At 70.3% G+C, this 14,123-nt stretch carries 16 protein-coding genes; 10 read left to right on the forward strand and 6 right to left on the reverse strand.

Annotation, left to right across the window (positions count from 1 at the left end):
• Positions 1–59 precede the first annotated feature (59 nt).
• Both I0C86_RS31705 and I0C86_RS31710 read left to right on the forward strand, forming a co-directional pair.
• On the forward strand, positions 60–1,208 hold the full coding sequence (locus I0C86_RS31705) for a geranylgeranyl reductase family protein (RefSeq protein ID WP_196204996.1): 1,149 nt from the start codon (positions 60–62) through the stop codon (positions 1,206–1,208).
• 17 nt (positions 1,209–1,225) lie between these two features.
• Positions 1,226–1,996, forward strand: a complete 771-nt coding sequence (locus tag I0C86_RS31710) for an isoprenyl transferase (RefSeq protein ID WP_196204997.1) — start codon at positions 1,226–1,228, stop codon at positions 1,994–1,996.
• Between the two features lie 57 nt (positions 1,997–2,053).
• Here I0C86_RS31710 and otsB read toward each other — a convergent pair whose 3' ends face one another.
• From otsB to I0C86_RS31725, 3 genes are all read right to left on the reverse strand, one after another.
• Positions 2,054–2,878: a trehalose-phosphatase gene (gene otsB, locus I0C86_RS31715; protein ID WP_196204998.1), complete on the reverse strand. Its 825-nt coding sequence runs from the start codon at positions 2,876–2,878 to the stop codon at positions 2,054–2,056.
• A gap of 120 nt (positions 2,879–2,998) precedes the next feature.
• Positions 2,999–3,370, reverse strand: a complete 372-nt coding sequence (locus I0C86_RS31720; RefSeq protein ID WP_196204999.1) for a hypothetical protein — start codon at positions 3,368–3,370, stop codon at positions 2,999–3,001.
• 160 nt (positions 3,371–3,530) lie between these two features.
• The gene (locus tag I0C86_RS31725; RefSeq protein WP_196205000.1) at positions 3,531–3,971 is read right to left on the reverse strand and encodes a helix-turn-helix domain-containing protein; all 441 of its coding nucleotides are present in this window, start codon (positions 3,969–3,971) and stop codon (positions 3,531–3,533) included.
• Between the two features lie 264 nt (positions 3,972–4,235).
• On the opposite strand from I0C86_RS31725, the gene I0C86_RS31730 reads away from it, so the two are divergent.
• The 6 genes from I0C86_RS31730 to I0C86_RS31755 all read left to right on the forward strand — a co-directional run bounded on the left by I0C86_RS31730 (position 4,236) and on the right by I0C86_RS31755 (position 9,737).
• A complete protein-coding gene (locus tag I0C86_RS31730; RefSeq protein WP_196205001.1) occupies positions 4,236–4,580 on the forward strand; it encodes a hypothetical protein in 345 nt (114 codons plus the stop codon).
• A 151-nt stretch (positions 4,581–4,731) separates the two neighbouring features.
• Positions 4,732–5,064, forward strand: a complete 333-nt coding sequence (locus I0C86_RS31735) for a hypothetical protein (protein WP_192766946.1) — start codon at positions 4,732–4,734, stop codon at positions 5,062–5,064.
• Between the two features lie 403 nt (positions 5,065–5,467).
• Complete coding sequence (locus I0C86_RS31740) at positions 5,468–6,886, forward strand: PhoH family protein (protein ID WP_196205002.1); 1,419 nt, start codon at positions 5,468–5,470, stop codon at positions 6,884–6,886.
• Positions 6,887–7,173: 287 nt separating this feature from the next.
• On the forward strand, positions 7,174–7,863 hold the full coding sequence (locus I0C86_RS31745; protein WP_196205003.1) for an aggregation-promoting factor C-terminal-like domain-containing protein: 690 nt from the start codon (positions 7,174–7,176) through the stop codon (positions 7,861–7,863).
• 134 nt (positions 7,864–7,997) lie between these two features.
• Positions 7,998–8,657 (forward strand): rhomboid family intramembrane serine protease, encoded by a 660-nt coding sequence (locus tag I0C86_RS31750; RefSeq protein ID WP_407676375.1) that lies wholly within the window; start codon positions 7,998–8,000, stop codon positions 8,655–8,657.
• A 111-nt stretch (positions 8,658–8,768) separates the two neighbouring features.
• On the forward strand, positions 8,769–9,737 hold the full coding sequence (locus I0C86_RS31755) for an NAD(P)/FAD-dependent oxidoreductase (protein WP_196205005.1): 969 nt from the start codon (positions 8,769–8,771) through the stop codon (positions 9,735–9,737).
• On the opposite strand, the gene I0C86_RS31760 is transcribed toward I0C86_RS31755, so the two are convergent.
• Positions 9,716–10,447 (reverse strand): TetR/AcrR family transcriptional regulator, encoded by a 732-nt coding sequence (locus I0C86_RS31760; protein ID WP_196205006.1) that lies wholly within the window; start codon positions 10,445–10,447, stop codon positions 9,716–9,718. The genes I0C86_RS31755 and I0C86_RS31760 overlap by 22 nt on opposite strands.
• A 147-nt stretch (positions 10,448–10,594) precedes the next feature.
• Between I0C86_RS31760 and I0C86_RS31765 the strand changes: the two genes are divergently transcribed.
• Complete coding sequence (locus I0C86_RS31765) at positions 10,595–11,515, forward strand: NAD-dependent epimerase/dehydratase family protein (protein WP_196205007.1); 921 nt, start codon at positions 10,595–10,597, stop codon at positions 11,513–11,515.
• A gap of 177 nt (positions 11,516–11,692) precedes the next feature.
• Here I0C86_RS31765 and glpX read toward each other — a convergent pair whose 3' ends face one another.
• A complete protein-coding gene (gene glpX / locus I0C86_RS31770; RefSeq protein ID WP_196205008.1) occupies positions 11,693–12,724 on the reverse strand; it encodes a class II fructose-bisphosphatase in 1,032 nt (343 codons plus the stop codon).
• A 161-nt stretch (positions 12,725–12,885) separates the two neighbouring features.
• On the opposite strand from glpX, the gene I0C86_RS31775 reads away from it, so the two are divergent.
• Complete coding sequence (locus I0C86_RS31775) at positions 12,886–13,602, forward strand: DUF4245 domain-containing protein (protein WP_196205009.1); 717 nt, start codon at positions 12,886–12,888, stop codon at positions 13,600–13,602.
• A 137-nt stretch (positions 13,603–13,739) separates the two neighbouring features.
• On the opposite strand, the gene I0C86_RS31780 is transcribed toward I0C86_RS31775, so the two are convergent.
• Positions 13,740–13,979: an exodeoxyribonuclease VII small subunit gene (locus I0C86_RS31780; protein ID WP_196205010.1), complete on the reverse strand. Its 240-nt coding sequence runs from the start codon at positions 13,977–13,979 to the stop codon at positions 13,740–13,742.
• Between the last annotated feature and the right edge of the window lie 144 nt (positions 13,980–14,123).

The raw sequence follows: 14,123 nt of genomic DNA on the forward strand, positions 1-14,123 counted from the left end.
GGTCCGACGGGTCCGGCGGGTCCGACGATCGCCGCCCGGCCCGGATGAGGTGAGCGGCCGTGGAGACGGTCGACGTCGCGGTGGTGGGCGCGGGCCCGGCCGGAGCCAGTGCCGCACTGGCGGCCCGTCGGGCCGGGGCGGACGTGCTGCTGCTGGACCGGGCCGACTTTCCCCGGGACAAGGCCTGCGGGGACGGCATCGCCGCGCACGCGCTCGACGTACTGGCGGAGCTGGGGGTCTCCGACGCGGTGGCCGGCTATCGACCGGTACCGGCACTGCGGCTGGTCGCGCCCGGCGGTGGTCAGGTGGCCCGGGAGTTGCCCCGTCCGGCGTACACGGTGCCCCGGCGGGTCTTCGACGCGCGGTTGGTGGCGGCGGCGCTGGCGGCCGGGGCCCGGTTGCGCCGGCACACGGTACGCCGGGTCGAGTGCCGCGCCGGCCTGGTGGTGCTCGACGGCACGCTGGCGGCCCGGGCCGTGGTCGGGGCCGACGGCGCCGGCTCGGTGGTCCGCCGGGCGCTGGGGCACGGCGCGAATCCGGACGGGCACCTGGCGCTGGCGATCCGGGGGTACGCACCGACGGCCGGCGACCCGGTGGAGCAGAAGATCATCACCTCGGCGGCGCACTGGCCGGGTTATGCCTGGTCGTTCCCGATCGGCGACGGGCGGGCGAACGTCGGCTACGGCGAGGTGCTGGCCGGGCGGCCGCTCCACCGCACGCAACTGCTGGACCGGCTGGCCGCACTGCTGCCCGAGGTGGCACCGGACACCGTCACCGAACTGCGGGCGCACCACCTGCCGCTGTCCACCCGCCGTCCGGTGCCCGGCCGGGGTCGGATCCTTCTGGCCGGGGATGCGCTGTCACTGATCAACCCGTTCACCGGGGAGGGAATCTTCTACGCGGTCCTCTCGGGCTCCCTCGCCGGGGCGGCCGCGGCAGATTTTCCGGACACGGCGGCCGACCGGTACGCCAGCGCACTGCGCCAGCGGCTGGGCCAGCACCTGCGGCACAGTTCGGCGGTCGCCTCGCTGGCCCGTCGACGACCGGTCGTCGACGCGGTGGTCCGATCCGCCGAACGGGACGCCCGGGTCTTCCGGGTCCTGGTCGAGTTGGGGCTCGGCGACGGCCGGCTGGACGCCCGGACATTGGCCAGGATTGCCGGGGTCGCGGCCGGCTCGGCCGCCCGGCACTTCCGTCAGCGAATTTGATCGGTACGCTGCAGGGGATGAGTCTCCGGGACCTTATCTACTCGGTGTATGAGCGACGTCTGACGGCGAGGCTCGCCGGTAAGCCCGTGCCGAAGCACGTCGGGGTGATGTGCGACGGCAATCGGCGGTGGGCCAGGGAGATGGGGTTCGTCGACCCCAACGACGGTCACCGGGTCGGCGCAGCCAAGATCAAAGACGTGTTGGGCTGGTGTGACCAGGCCGGTATCGGGCACGTCACGCTCTACCTGCTCGCCACCGACAATCTGCGCCGGCCGGCCAGTGAGCTGGATCCGCTGGTGCAGATCATCGAGGATCTCGTCGTGGAGCTGGCCGAGGAGGGCAACCCCTGGCGGCTGCGGATGGTCGGCGCGCTCGACCTGCTGCCGGCGCAGACCGCGGCCGCGCTCAAGTCGGCCGAGGAGCGGACCCGGGCCAGGGTCGGTGGGGCCCAGGTCAACATCGCCGTCGGGTACGGCGGCCGGCGGGAGATCGCCGATGCGGTGCGGTCGCTGCTGTACGAGCACGCGGCGGCCGGCGGCACCATCGAGGAGCTCGCCGAGGTGCTCGACGTCGAACACATCGCGGAGCACCTCTACACCCGGGGACAGCCGGATCCGGACCTGGTCATCCGGACCAGCGGCGAACAGCGGCTCTCCGGATTCCTGCTCTGGCAGTCGGCACACTCGGAGTTCTACTTCTGCGAACTGAACTGGCCCGACTTCCGGCACGTCGACTTCCTTCGTGCCCTGCGGTCGTACGCCAACCGGCAACGCCGGTACGGCGCGTAGCCGCCACGGCGCGTAGCCGGTACGCCGCAGGGTCACGTCAGCCGCTGCACCGCAGCGTCACGTCAGGCGGTGCACGGCCTCGGTGAGGAAGTCGCCGAGCGCCTCCGGGGACTCGATGGTCAGGTCGGCGGCGGTGGAGACCTCGTCGCCGGTCTCCGGATTGGCGACGGCGACGCAGACACCGAAGAAGTCCGGATCGGCCGCCTCGCGGGCTCTCAGTGCCGCGAACGCCTTGATGTCCGAGACGTCGTCACCGAAGTACCACGCGCAGCCGGCGGAGCGGACCGCCTCGCCGATCACCATGCCCTTGTCCCGGTCGACGGGTGGCTTCAACTCCAGCACCATCCGCCCGACCTGGACCCGTAGGCCCAGCCGGTCGGCCTGGGTTCGTCCCCACCGCTCGATCTCCCCGGCCAGGTGCGGCGCGGTCCGGTAGTGCAGGGCCACGGAGAGCCGTTTGTACTCCACCAGCGCGCCCGCCGGCAGTTCGGCGCGGGCCCGGTCGGAAAGCTCGGCCATCGTCGGTACGAAGGGCAGCGCGGCCTCTTCGGTGATCGTCTCGCCGGAGGCGTGCAGGTGTTCGAGCCCGTACAGCCCGTAGAGGTCCACCCCGTCGAGACCGGCGAAGCGGTCCCGGAGGAACTCCACCGGTCGGGCGGAGACGATCGCCACCCGTTGTACGACCTCGGTGAGCGCGTTGATCGCGGCGAGGGCCTTCGGCGCCGGTTCGACGGTTGTCGGATCGTCTCTGACCGGGGCGAGGGTGCCATCGAAGTCGAAGAAGAGGACGCAGCGCTCGGCCCGCTCGGCGGTTGCCCGCCATGCCTGCTCCGCAGTCAGGGGACGGGTCGGGGGCTGGCTCCCCGGGTTGATCGGCGGCACGGGCGTCAGCGTACCCCGGTGGATTGCCGCCGCAATTGTCGAAGCGAAAACCTCTCACCCGTCGAGGCGGCAACCTCGTCCGGCGCGGCGGCAATCCCCGTGCTGGAAGCGAATCCCCCCTCAGTCGTCGCTGCCGAGCATCGCGCGTCGTCCGTGCAGCCTGGGGCCGATCGGCACGACCGCGGACTCCTGGCCGCGGCTGAGCAGATAGCCCTCGACGAAGCCCGAGTTGCGGTCGCCGGCGTTGTGGTCGAGTTCGTTGAGCCGGGTGATGAGGAATTCGGTGAGCGCGGTGATCCGCGCGTCGAGCCGCTCGTGCAGATCGGCGACGACGGCCAGGACGCTGCCGGCGCCGGCGGCGGTGATGGCGAGCACGTTCACGAGGAACGGCACCTGGTCACCGCCCTGGACCGTTCCGACCACGACGTTCGCGGTCACGCACAGGGTCAGGGACACCGCCGCCACTACAACTGCCATCCACTTCAGGGTCATGGCTAGACCCTCCTTCTGTCCCGCAGGGCTGGGTTCGGCCTTGTCCCGTCCCCCCGCCGACGACGAGCCCAAGCAGTACGAAAAGGCACGTTAGCGCGTTGTTTGTCGCCCGGAGTCAGGATGGATGAGTGGCATGCGCGAAGTTGCGCCATTTGTGTAACTAGCCCACTTGTTTCCGCCCTTTTCGGACCTCAAGCGGCAATACGGGGCGATACGCCAGATATCGGATCGTCTCCCTGATGTGGAACTTCTCCGCGTCCGACACGTTCGGGTTCACCAGCCGGCGGAGCAGTGCTTCCACGTCCGGATCCATCGGTGGGGCGCTGGGGGCGGGCCGGGACGGGGTGGCGCGGTCCCAGCCGAGCACTCCGAAGGCGACGGTCGGATCGAGATCCAGGCCCTCGCAGAACGCGACGACCCGCTCGGCTTCCGGGTCGCTCGCCCACTCGCCGCGTACCCATCGGTTGATGGTCTGGCGCGACACGCCGGTGCGCCGGGAGACCTCGGTGCCCGTCCAGGCGCGGGTGGCGCGGGCGTCGTCGAGTGCCTTCCGCACGAAGGCGGCAAAGGCGATCTTCCGTCCGTGGGCGCGGTCCGGCACGCGGTGACGGTACGACCAGACGTCCGATTTCGGGGGGACCGGCGTTGACTTGTCCTGCGTGCGTGACAACGCCTCATGTTTCCGGGACGCGACATTGTTGCTTGTGGCGAGGGGTATCACGCGGCAACAATAGGCGTACGCAGGTATGGGGGTAATCAGACGAAGAGCTGATACTGTCACGCGTGTGGGACTATTTACGGTATGTCTCGTGTGTGAGACGTTTCGTGCTCACGAGGGTCACGCCTTCGTGACAGGAGGAGTCCGGTGACCGAACTAGCAACCCGGGCCCAGGCATTCGGCCTGATCGCCGACGGCGTCGCCGCCGGCCTCAGTGCGCCGTGGCGGTTGTACCTCGCCCGCGGCTGTCGCTACCTATCGCTCAACGTCGGTGACCGGGCGGAGTGGGACTCGTGGCGTACCCATCTCGGCTGTCCGGAGTTGAGCGTTCGGGTGTACGACGCGGGCGGCGAGATCCGACGGGCCTCCGTCGCCGAGGTCGTACTCGACGGTTGTCGGATCAGCGTCGAGTTGGTGGAGGAGGTGAGTACGGACGATCTCGACCGGCTGCTCATCTCCGACCCGACCTCCCTCGACCCGGAGGAGACATGACCAGCCGCCCCGTCAGCTCGGTAGACGAAATTCCATGACGACGAGCGCAGCGAGGAGATGGCGTGAGCAGGACTGGCACAGCGGCGGCCCGGAGAGGAGATGCGCCCAGTGACATGCGGTACGTCGACCGGCGCCAGGGTGGGGTGACCGGGTGAGTCCCTTCTTCGTGGTATTCCTCCTGTTGCTGCTCGCCTCGTCCAGCTACGCGGTGGGGCGGCTGCACGGTCAACTCAGCTACCGGCTCGGTTACCGCTTCGGGTACCGGCAGGGTTACTTCGACGGCGACCGGGGGGCCTGGAACCGTCGGCGTCGGGAGGCGCAGGCGGCCATCGCCTCGGTGTTGGCGGTGCCATCACCCACCACACCGCACAACGTCCACACCGTCGTAGGTCAGGGAACGACGTATACGGGCGCCTCTTTCGCGGGGACCGCGACCAACGGCGGACGGCACTCCACCGACGCCCTCGCCGGCCGAAATGTCTGACCGGCGGCGCGATGGGGTGAGCGGTCACCCGCGAACGCGGTGCGCAGGTCCGTTCCGGACCCGCACCGTCGGGATCACGTCAGACCGGTGACGGTGATCCCACCGGCCGGGATGCGCGCAGGGGGCATGCATCCCGGCCGGTCCGCCGGGCACCGGACGGCGATCCGCGACCCGGCAGGCCGGACGGATCCGGCCCTCCGTGCCGAGTCGCACAGCCGTTCGCCCTAGCCCAAGCCGGCGTTTCCCGGTTAGCGTCTACCCATGGCACGGGGTCATCCCGGGCCAGCCGGCCGGCCCGGACCTTGCGACAGCACGCCACGGGGCCCGCATCCGACCCCGTGTCTCCGGGCACCGGACGAGGCGGAACGCGGGTGTACGGGTGCACATCCGCCGGAGCAGGCCTGTGACGATTCGCCGTACCAACCCTCGGGCCGACGACCAGAACCCGACCGCCAGCAACGCGCCGAGCCGTGCCAGGGGCGGACGCCGGACCAGGTCGGCGGCACCGGCCGCCAGTGCGGAGCCCGCACCAGCTACCCGGGCGTACGTTCTGGACACCTCGGTCCTGCTGTCCGATCCCGGCGCCTTCCACCGGTTCGCCGAGCACGAGGTGGTGGTGCCACTCGTGGTGATCTCCGAGTTGGAGGGGAAGCGGCATCATCCGGAACTGGGCTGGTTCGCCCGGCAGTCCCTGCGGATGCTCGACGACCTGCGGGTCCGGCATGGACGGTTGGACCAGCCGGTGCCGGCGAACGAGGCCGGCGGCACGCTGCGGGTGGAGCTGAACCACGCCGATGACGGCGTACTGCCGCCGGGCTTCCGCAACGAGTCCAACGACACCCGGATTCTCTCGGTGGCGCTCAACCTGGCCGCGGAGGGCCGGGCGGTCACCCTGGTCAGCAAGGACATGCCGCTGCGGGTCAAGGCCGCGTCCGTCGGCCTGACCGCCGACGAGTACCGGCACGGCCAGGCCAGCGACCCGACCTGGACCGGGATGGCCGAGCTGGAGTTGGGGGAGGAGCAGGTCAACCGGCTGTACGACGATGCGGCGCTGGACCTGGACACCGCCGCCGGCCTGCCCACGCACACCGGTCTGGTGCTGCACTCGCCGCGCGGCTCCGCGCTCGGTCGGGTCCTGGCGGACAAGACGGTACGGCTGGTTCGCGGTGACCGGGAGGCGTTCGGGCTACGCGGCCGTTCGGCGGAGCAGCGGGTCGCGCTCGACCTCCTGCTGGACGAGTCGATCGGCATCGTCTCGCTGGGTGGCCGGGCCGGAACCGGGAAGTCGGCGCTGGCCCTCTGCGCCGGCCTGGAGGCCGTGATGGAGCGCGGGCGGCACAAGAAGGTCATCGTCTTCCGTCCGTTGTACGCGGTCGGTGGCCAGGAACTCGGTTATCTGCCCGGCTCGGAGGCGGAGAAGATGTCGCCCTGGGCCCAGGCGGTCTTCGACACCCTCGGCGCGGTGGTGCACCAGAACGTCATGGACGAGGTGATGTCCCGGGGGATGCTGGAGGTGCTGCCGCTGACCCACATCCGAGGGCGGAGCCTGCACGACGCATTCGTGATCGTCGACGAGGCCCAGTCGCTGGAGCGTGGCGTGCTGCTCACCGTGTTGTCCCGGGTGGGTCAGGGTTCCCGGGTGGTGCTCACCCACGACGTCGCCCAGCGGGACAACCTGCGGGTGGGCCGGCACGACGGGGTGACCGCGGTGATCGAGGCGTTGAAGGGGCATCCGATCTTCGCGCACGTCACGCTGACCCGTTCGGAGCGGTCGCCGATCGCCGAGGTGGTGACGGATCTGTTGGAGGACATCCCGCTGTAGGAGCCGGCGTAGCGGTTTTTGTCCCTTCCGGTGGCGAAATGGAGCGTGATGCAAGTCACAATAGTCGCAACCGGTTTCCCTGCTGCCTCACCTTGCGCAATGGTGTCCTTCGAGCGTCCAACGTCCTCCGGCATCGTCAGCGATGAGTTGCCCGGGGGCGACGGCACCGACCGGTAAGCAGCCGGTCGGGGTCACGGCCCGGCAGGGCCGGGGCGCTCGCGGCGTGACCGGGGGCCTTTCCGGGTCCTTCCGCGCCGTGTCCTTGCCCCCGACGAAGGGACCACTTCGTGAGTCGGCCGTGGAGCCGGTTCGGTGTCCGGGGACTTGCCGTCGCGTTGCTCCTGGGGGGCGTCGGAGGCGGCTACTACCTGGGCGAAGACCGCGAAGCGCAGCAACACAGCATCGAGGCCGAGTCGGTGGCCGACGCGCAGCAGGCCGAGTGGGACCTGCTGCGTCAGCGGCACGCCGCACACATCATCGCCACCGCCGAGCAGCGGGCCGCCGCCGCCGAGGCCGCCCGCAAGGCGGACGAGATCGCTCGGGCCGCCGCTGCGCGGGCCAAGAAGGCGGAGGAGGCGGCGAGCCGGAAGCGGGCGCGGGAGAAGCAGGAGAAGGAGGCGGCCGACCAGGCCACGAAGCCGTACACCGGGCCGATCCCCGCCTCCTGCAACGAGTACAGCGGCAACCGGAAGATCGGTTGCGCACTGATGCTCGACGCCGGCTTCAAGATCGCCGAGATGCCCTGCCTGGAGAAGCTCTGGACCAAGGAGAGCGGCTGGAACCACAAGGCCGAGAACAAGTCTTCCGGCGCGTACGGTATCCCGCAGGCGCTGCCCGGCAGCAAGATGGCTTCGATCGCCTCCGACTGGCGGACCAGCCCGGCAACCCAGATCAAGTGGGGGCTGGGCTACGTCAAGGGCAGGTACAAGACACCCTGTGGCGCCTGGACGTTCTTCCAGAACAAGGGCTACTACTGACCTGATTTCAGACCGAAGGGGTGCGAACCGATCGGTTCGCACCCCTTCGGCGCGTCAGGGGCCGGACGGGGTTTCCCGGCCGGCTCGCGGGGCCTGACTGGCGGCTGGGCCGCAGAGCTGATAGCAACATGGGGGTGACGTTCGATCCGTTGTCCCGTGGCAGCGACCCCAACCAGTTCGGCACCGAGGCCTTCTACGCCGCGCTCGGTCGCGCCTTCGTCGCCATGTGCGCCGTCGTACCGCTGCTCTTCCTCATCGAGGCGCTCGACGTCTGGCTGAACGCCGGGTTCGACACCGCGGCCGGGATCATCCCCCGCGACATCGACGGACTAGACGGCATCTTCTTCGGGCCGTTCCTGCACCACGGGTTCGACCACCTCTACAGCAACAGCGTGCCGCTGATCCTGCTCGGCACCTTCGTGCTCTCCACCGGCGCGCGGCGGTTCCTCTACTCGACCCTGCTGATCATGTTCGTCAGTGGGCTCGGGGTCTGGATCACCGGCTCGCCACAGTCGATCGTGGTCGGAGCGAGCGGCGTGATCTTCGGGTACCTCGGTCTGCTGCTCATGCGCGGCATCGTCGAGCGGAGCTGGTGGAACCTGGGCGTTGTCGTGCTGGTCGGCCTCCTCTACGGCTGGCAGTTGCTGGGCGTGCTGCCCACCGACGAGCCGATCTCCTGGCAGGGGCACCTCTTCGGATTCTGCGGCGGGCTGGTGGCCGCGATCCTGTTCCGGCGGCGCCGGCCGCGCGACGACGATCCGTACCGGTCGGAGTCCACGTTGACCCTTCCCTGACCGGGGGACACCCGCCGGTGGGACGGCTATTGCTTCGACGCCCGTAGTCCGCCTACGGTCGGATCAGCACAGCTGTTGATCAGTCCGCAGGCGGAGAGCGACGGTGGGCACATGCGTGAGGTCGATGTCGCGATAATCGGGGCCGGCCCCACCGGGCTCTTCGCGGCGTACTACGCGGGATTCCGTGGCCTCTCGGTCGCCGTCGTCGACGTCCTGCCGGAGCCCGGCGGACAGGTCACCGCGATGTACCCGGAAAAGATGATCTACGACGTCGCCGGGTTCCCGTCGATCAAGGGACGCGACCTGGTCGCCAACCTGGTCACCCAGGCGGAGACGTTCGGACCGGAATACCTGCTCGGGGTACGGGCGGAGAAGCTGTCGTACCTGGACGGAAAGCCGGTGCTGAGCCTCGCCAACGGCGACATCCTGCACTGCGGCGCGATCATCGTCACCGCCGGCCTGGGCAGTTTCACGCCACGTCCGCTGCCGGCCGCGGAGAACTTCGTCGGAGGCGGCATCGTCTTCTTCGTACCGCACCTCGCCGACCTCGCCGGGCAGGACGTACTGATCGTGGGTGGCGGTGACTCGGCCTTCGACTGGGCGCTGGCCCTGCAACCCCTGGCCAGGTCGATCACCCTGGTCCACCGGCGGGAGAAGTTCCGGGCCCACGCGGCCACCGTGGACCGGGTGCGGGACCTGCCGGTACGGATCGTGGTCAACGCCGAGGTGACCAAGCTGCACGGCGACGGCGCGGTGACCGGGGCGGACATCGCGGTCAAGGGCGCGGAGGTGGAGACCATCCCGGTCGACACCGTGGTTGCCGCGCTGGGTTTCACCGCCGACCTCGGCCCGCTGACCGAATGGGGTGTCGCGCTCGACAAGCGGCACATCCTGGTCGACAGCACGATGGCCACCAACCTGCCGCGGGTCTTCTCGGCCGGTGACATCACGGAGTACCCCGGCAAGGTCCGGCTGATCGCCACCGGCTTCGGCGAAGCCGCGACCGCGGTGAACAACGCCGCCGTGGTGATCAACCCCGCCGCCCACCTGTTCCCCGGTCACTCCTCCGACGCAGGCTGACCCGGCCCGCCCGGTGTTCCCTCCGGTAGGCCGGCGAGATCGGCCATCATCCGCATCTGGTGGTCGAAGTACGGCTCGCGGTCGTCGATCACCTGCTCCAGCCGACCGAACACCTCGAAGTTGACTAGGCCGAAGAGTTGGCTCCAGCCGGCCAGGCACCGGGCGAGGTGCTCCTCGGCGAGGGCTGGGGGTCGCTGCTGGAGCAGCCGGCTCAGGTCGGCACGGACCGGCGGCGGTGCCGGAGTGCCGACCGGCGGGGCGAGCCGTCCAGCCACAGCCCCGTCGACAAGTACGCCGGCCAGTGCGAAGACCACCCGCTGGGCCGGAACCACGGTCTCGTCCGGCGCGGCGTAGCCGGGCACCGGGCTGCCGTAGAGCAACGCGTACTCGGCGGGGTTGGCCAGTGCCCAGGCCCGGACCGCGTGGCTGACCGCCAGCCAGCGTCCGCGCAGGTCGTCGCGGGCCACCGCCGCGTCGGCAGCGTCGGCGGCGTCCCCCAGTGCCTGGTACGCCTCCACGATCAGCGCGGTGAGCAGCGCGTCCCGGCTGGGAAAGTACCGGTATACGGCGGACGAGACCATGCCGAGGTCGCGGGCGACGGCCCGGAGCGAGAGGTTGGCGCCGTCGGTCGCGAGATGCCGCCGGGCAACGGTCTTGATCTCCTGGATCAGTTCGGCGCGGACCCTGGCCCGGATCGATGGTGCGGACATGTCGCAACCCTGCCACATCTCGACGATTTCCGAGAGCGTTGGTTTGAAATGAGAGCAGCGCTCTTGACGTCGACGCGATCCTGGCGGAGTCTTAGTGCGCCGAGAGCAGTGCTCTCGAATCAGGCGGCCGATCCAAGGAGGAGCGGAATGGCACTACAGGTGATCGTCGGCGCTGGCCCGGTCGGGCGCTCCGTCGCCCGGCTGCTCGTCGAGCGGGGCGACCGGGTACGACTCGTCAGCCGGCGGGGAACCGGGCCGGACCACCCAGGGATCGAGCGGATCGCCGCCGACGGTGCTGACCAGGAGCGGCTGACCGAGCTGGTCGGCGGTGCGGCGACGCTCTACAACTGTGCCAATCCCGCGTACCACCGCTGGCCGACGGACTGGCCGCCGATCGCCGCCTCGGCGCTGACCGCGGCGGAACGCGCCGGAGCGGTGCTGGCGGTCACCAGCAACCTGTACGGCTACGGACCGGTGGACGGACCGATGACCGAGGACACCCCGATGCGGCCGAGCGGCGCGAAGGGGCAGGTCCGGACGCGGATGTGGCAGGACGCGTCGGCGCTGCACGAGGCGGGCCGGATCCGGATGACCGAGGTACGCGGCTCCGACTATCTGGGCGCGGGGGCGCAGACCCCGTTCACCGTTCTCGTCGTACCGAAGGTCCTGGCCGGGCGGCGGGCGTCGGTGCCGGCCGACCTGGACGCCCCGCACACCTGGACGTACGTCGGCGACGTGGCCCGGACGCTGGTCGCGGCGGCCGACGACGAGCGGGCCTGGGGGCGGCCCTGGCACGTACCCAGCCAGCCGCCGGCGTCGGTCCGGGAGCTGGCGGTCCGGCTCAGCGAACTGGTGGGCACGCCCGCGCCCCGGCTGGCCTCGATGCCGGCGCCGCTGCTCTGGCTCGGCGGGCTGTTCGACCCGACCGCGCGGGAACTGCGGGAGACGGCGTACCAGTTTCGTCGACCGTTCGTGCTGGACTCCTCGGCGGCCACCGCGACTTTCGGCATCACGCCGACCGGGTTGGACGACGCGCTCCGGGAGACCGCCGGACCCAACCCGACCTGACCCCGGCCGGCGCCCATGGCCGGCGCCTCCCCGTCCAACGCCTCCCCGTCCAACGCCTCCCGGCCGGCGCCTCCCGGCCGGCCGCTGAACGCGTCGCCGGCGGCCCCTGGCTCCTCCTCGGCTGCCTGGCTGCCCAGCGCCTCGGCTACTCGGCTTCTCGGTCTCCCCGCTCCCCGGCTACTCCTGCTCGGCCAGCGGTCGGCCGTCGAAGTCGACGGCGGAGTAGAGCGCCAGTTTCTCCAGCCGGTGGTAGGAGTCGATCACGCGGATCGTGCCGCTCTTGGAACGCATCACGATCGACTGGGTGTACGCCCCGCCGGAGCGGTAGCGGACCCCGCGAAGCAGATCGCCGGAGGTGACTCCGGTGGCGACGAAGAAGGCGTTGTCGCCGGTGACCAGGTCCTCGGTGCTGAGCACCCGGTCGAGGTCGTGGCCGGCGGCGATCGCCTTCTCCCGCTCCTCGTCGTCCCGGGGCCAGAGCTTGGCCTGCATCGCCCCGCCCATGCACTTGAGCGCGCAGGCGGCGGTGATGCCCTCCGGAGTACCGCCGATCCCCATCAGCACGTCGACGTCCGACTCGCCCCGGGCGGCGGCGATGGCGCCGGCGATGTCACCGTCGCTGATGAACCGGATGGCCGCGCCGGCACGCCGGATCTGCTGGATCAGGTCCTTGTGTCGGGGACGGTCCAGGACACAGACCGTCACATCGGAGATGTCCGTTTTCTTGACCTTCGCGATCCGATTGAGGTTCTCGAACACCCCGGCGTTGATGTCGATGACGTCCGCGTACACCGGGCCGACCGCGAGCTTCTCCATGTAGAAGACGGCGCTCGGGTCGAACATGGCGCCGCGTTCGGCCACCGCCAGCACGGCCAGGGCGTTCGGCATGCCCTTGCTCATCAGCGTGGTCCCGTCGATCGGGTCCACCGCGACGTCGACCTCCGGCCCGCTGCCGTCGCCGACCTGCTCGCCGTTGAACAGCATCGGGGCGTTGTCCTTCTCGCCCTCGCCGATCACCACGACGCCGCGCATCGGGATCGAGTTGATCAGCTTGCGCATGGCGTCGACGGCTGCTCCGTCGCCGCCCTCCTTGTCGCCCCGGCCGACCCATCGGCCGGCGGCCATCGCCGCCGCCTCGGTGACCCGGACCAGGTCGAGGGCCAGGTTACGGTCCAGGTTCTGCGGCACCCGGGTTCTGGTGTTGGTCATCTCGGCTCCTCCTCGCGACACTGCGGGGTGGGCCGGCACACAGCGCGGCGCGCGCCGCCGCCGGCTTTGTCAGGGATCCTCACACGCTGGTCAACTTAACGCTGGTTCGGGGGGCTGGTGGCCCAGATCGCGGTAACCGATGAGGCTGTCAAGATAGGTGGGTGAACTCCGCTCAGTCTGCCGGACCTGCCCCGGATGACCGCCTCCCGGACGTGGCCGCCCCGGCGGACCCGTTCCGACCGGGAGAACCGTCGCCCATCGAAGGCGAGCCGGACGGCCCGGACCGGCTCGTGGAGCCGGATGCGGACCAGGTGGAGCCGGATGCGGACCAGGTGGAGCCGGATGCGGACCAGGTGGTGCCGACCGCGATCCGCTCGCAGCGATCGACGAAGGACATCGTCATCTCGCTGCTGGTACTGCTGGTGCCGATCGCCCTGGTGCTCGGCTTCGGCCGGGTCTTTCTCGGCGCCGACCAGCCGACCGTGGTCGACCCGGCCGCGGCGGTCCAGCAGGCCAGGGCGGCCAACGCCTTTCCGGTCAGCGAGCCGACGGGCCTCGGCGACGGATGGCGTACGGTGCGGGCCGATTTCACCCGTGGTGACTCCGGTGCGAGCCTGCGGATCGGATACCTGAGCCCGGATGACGGCGGCCTCCAACTGGTGCAGAGCAACACTCCGGCCGAACAGTTGCTACCGGCCGAGTTGACCAGGAACGGCCAGCCGCAGGGGACGACCGAGCTGGGCGGGCGGACCTGGCAGCGTTACACGGCCCGCGCCGGCGAACTGGCACTCGTCCTGCTGGAGCCCGACCGTACGGTGATCGTCGTCGGCCGGGTACCCGAGGGTGATCTTCGCCAGATAGCGCTCTCGCTGCGCTAGCCGTACGACGGATGATCGGTGCGGGGTGGGGCGGCCGAGCCTGCTCTCCGGCCGGCGAGCCTGCTCTTCAGCCGCCGAGCCGGCGACACGACCGCTACCGGCGTCCCAGCCGCGCCTGGCCGCTCCCACGGGGGCCGTCAGGACGAACTGGTCGTCTCCCGGGCCTGCCGAACGGCGTCGATCCGTTGCCGGGCACCGTCGAGCCAGCCCTGGCAGATCTCCGCGAGGCGCTCACCCCGCTCCCACAGCGCCAACGACTCCTCCAGCGAGCTGCCGCCGGCCTCCAGCCGCTCTACCACCGAGGCCAGTTCGGCCCGGGCCTGCTCGTAGCTGAGTCCGTCACCCGGTTCGCTCACGCGCTTTTCCGCATCAGTCATGGTGATCCCATCTCAGCACACCGCCGATGGGTGCGACGCCGCGCCAAGCCGGGCGGGTGCGTAAAGCCTCGGGCGGGTGCGTAAAGCGTTAGGAGGGGACCCTTCTTCTACAGAAAGCGATAAGAAGGGGCCCTTCCTTACATC

Origin of the sequence: Plantactinospora alkalitolerans (genome assembly GCF_015690345.1) — a bacterium.
Lineage (GTDB): Bacteria > Actinomycetota > Actinomycetes > Mycobacteriales > Micromonosporaceae > Plantactinospora > Plantactinospora alkalitolerans.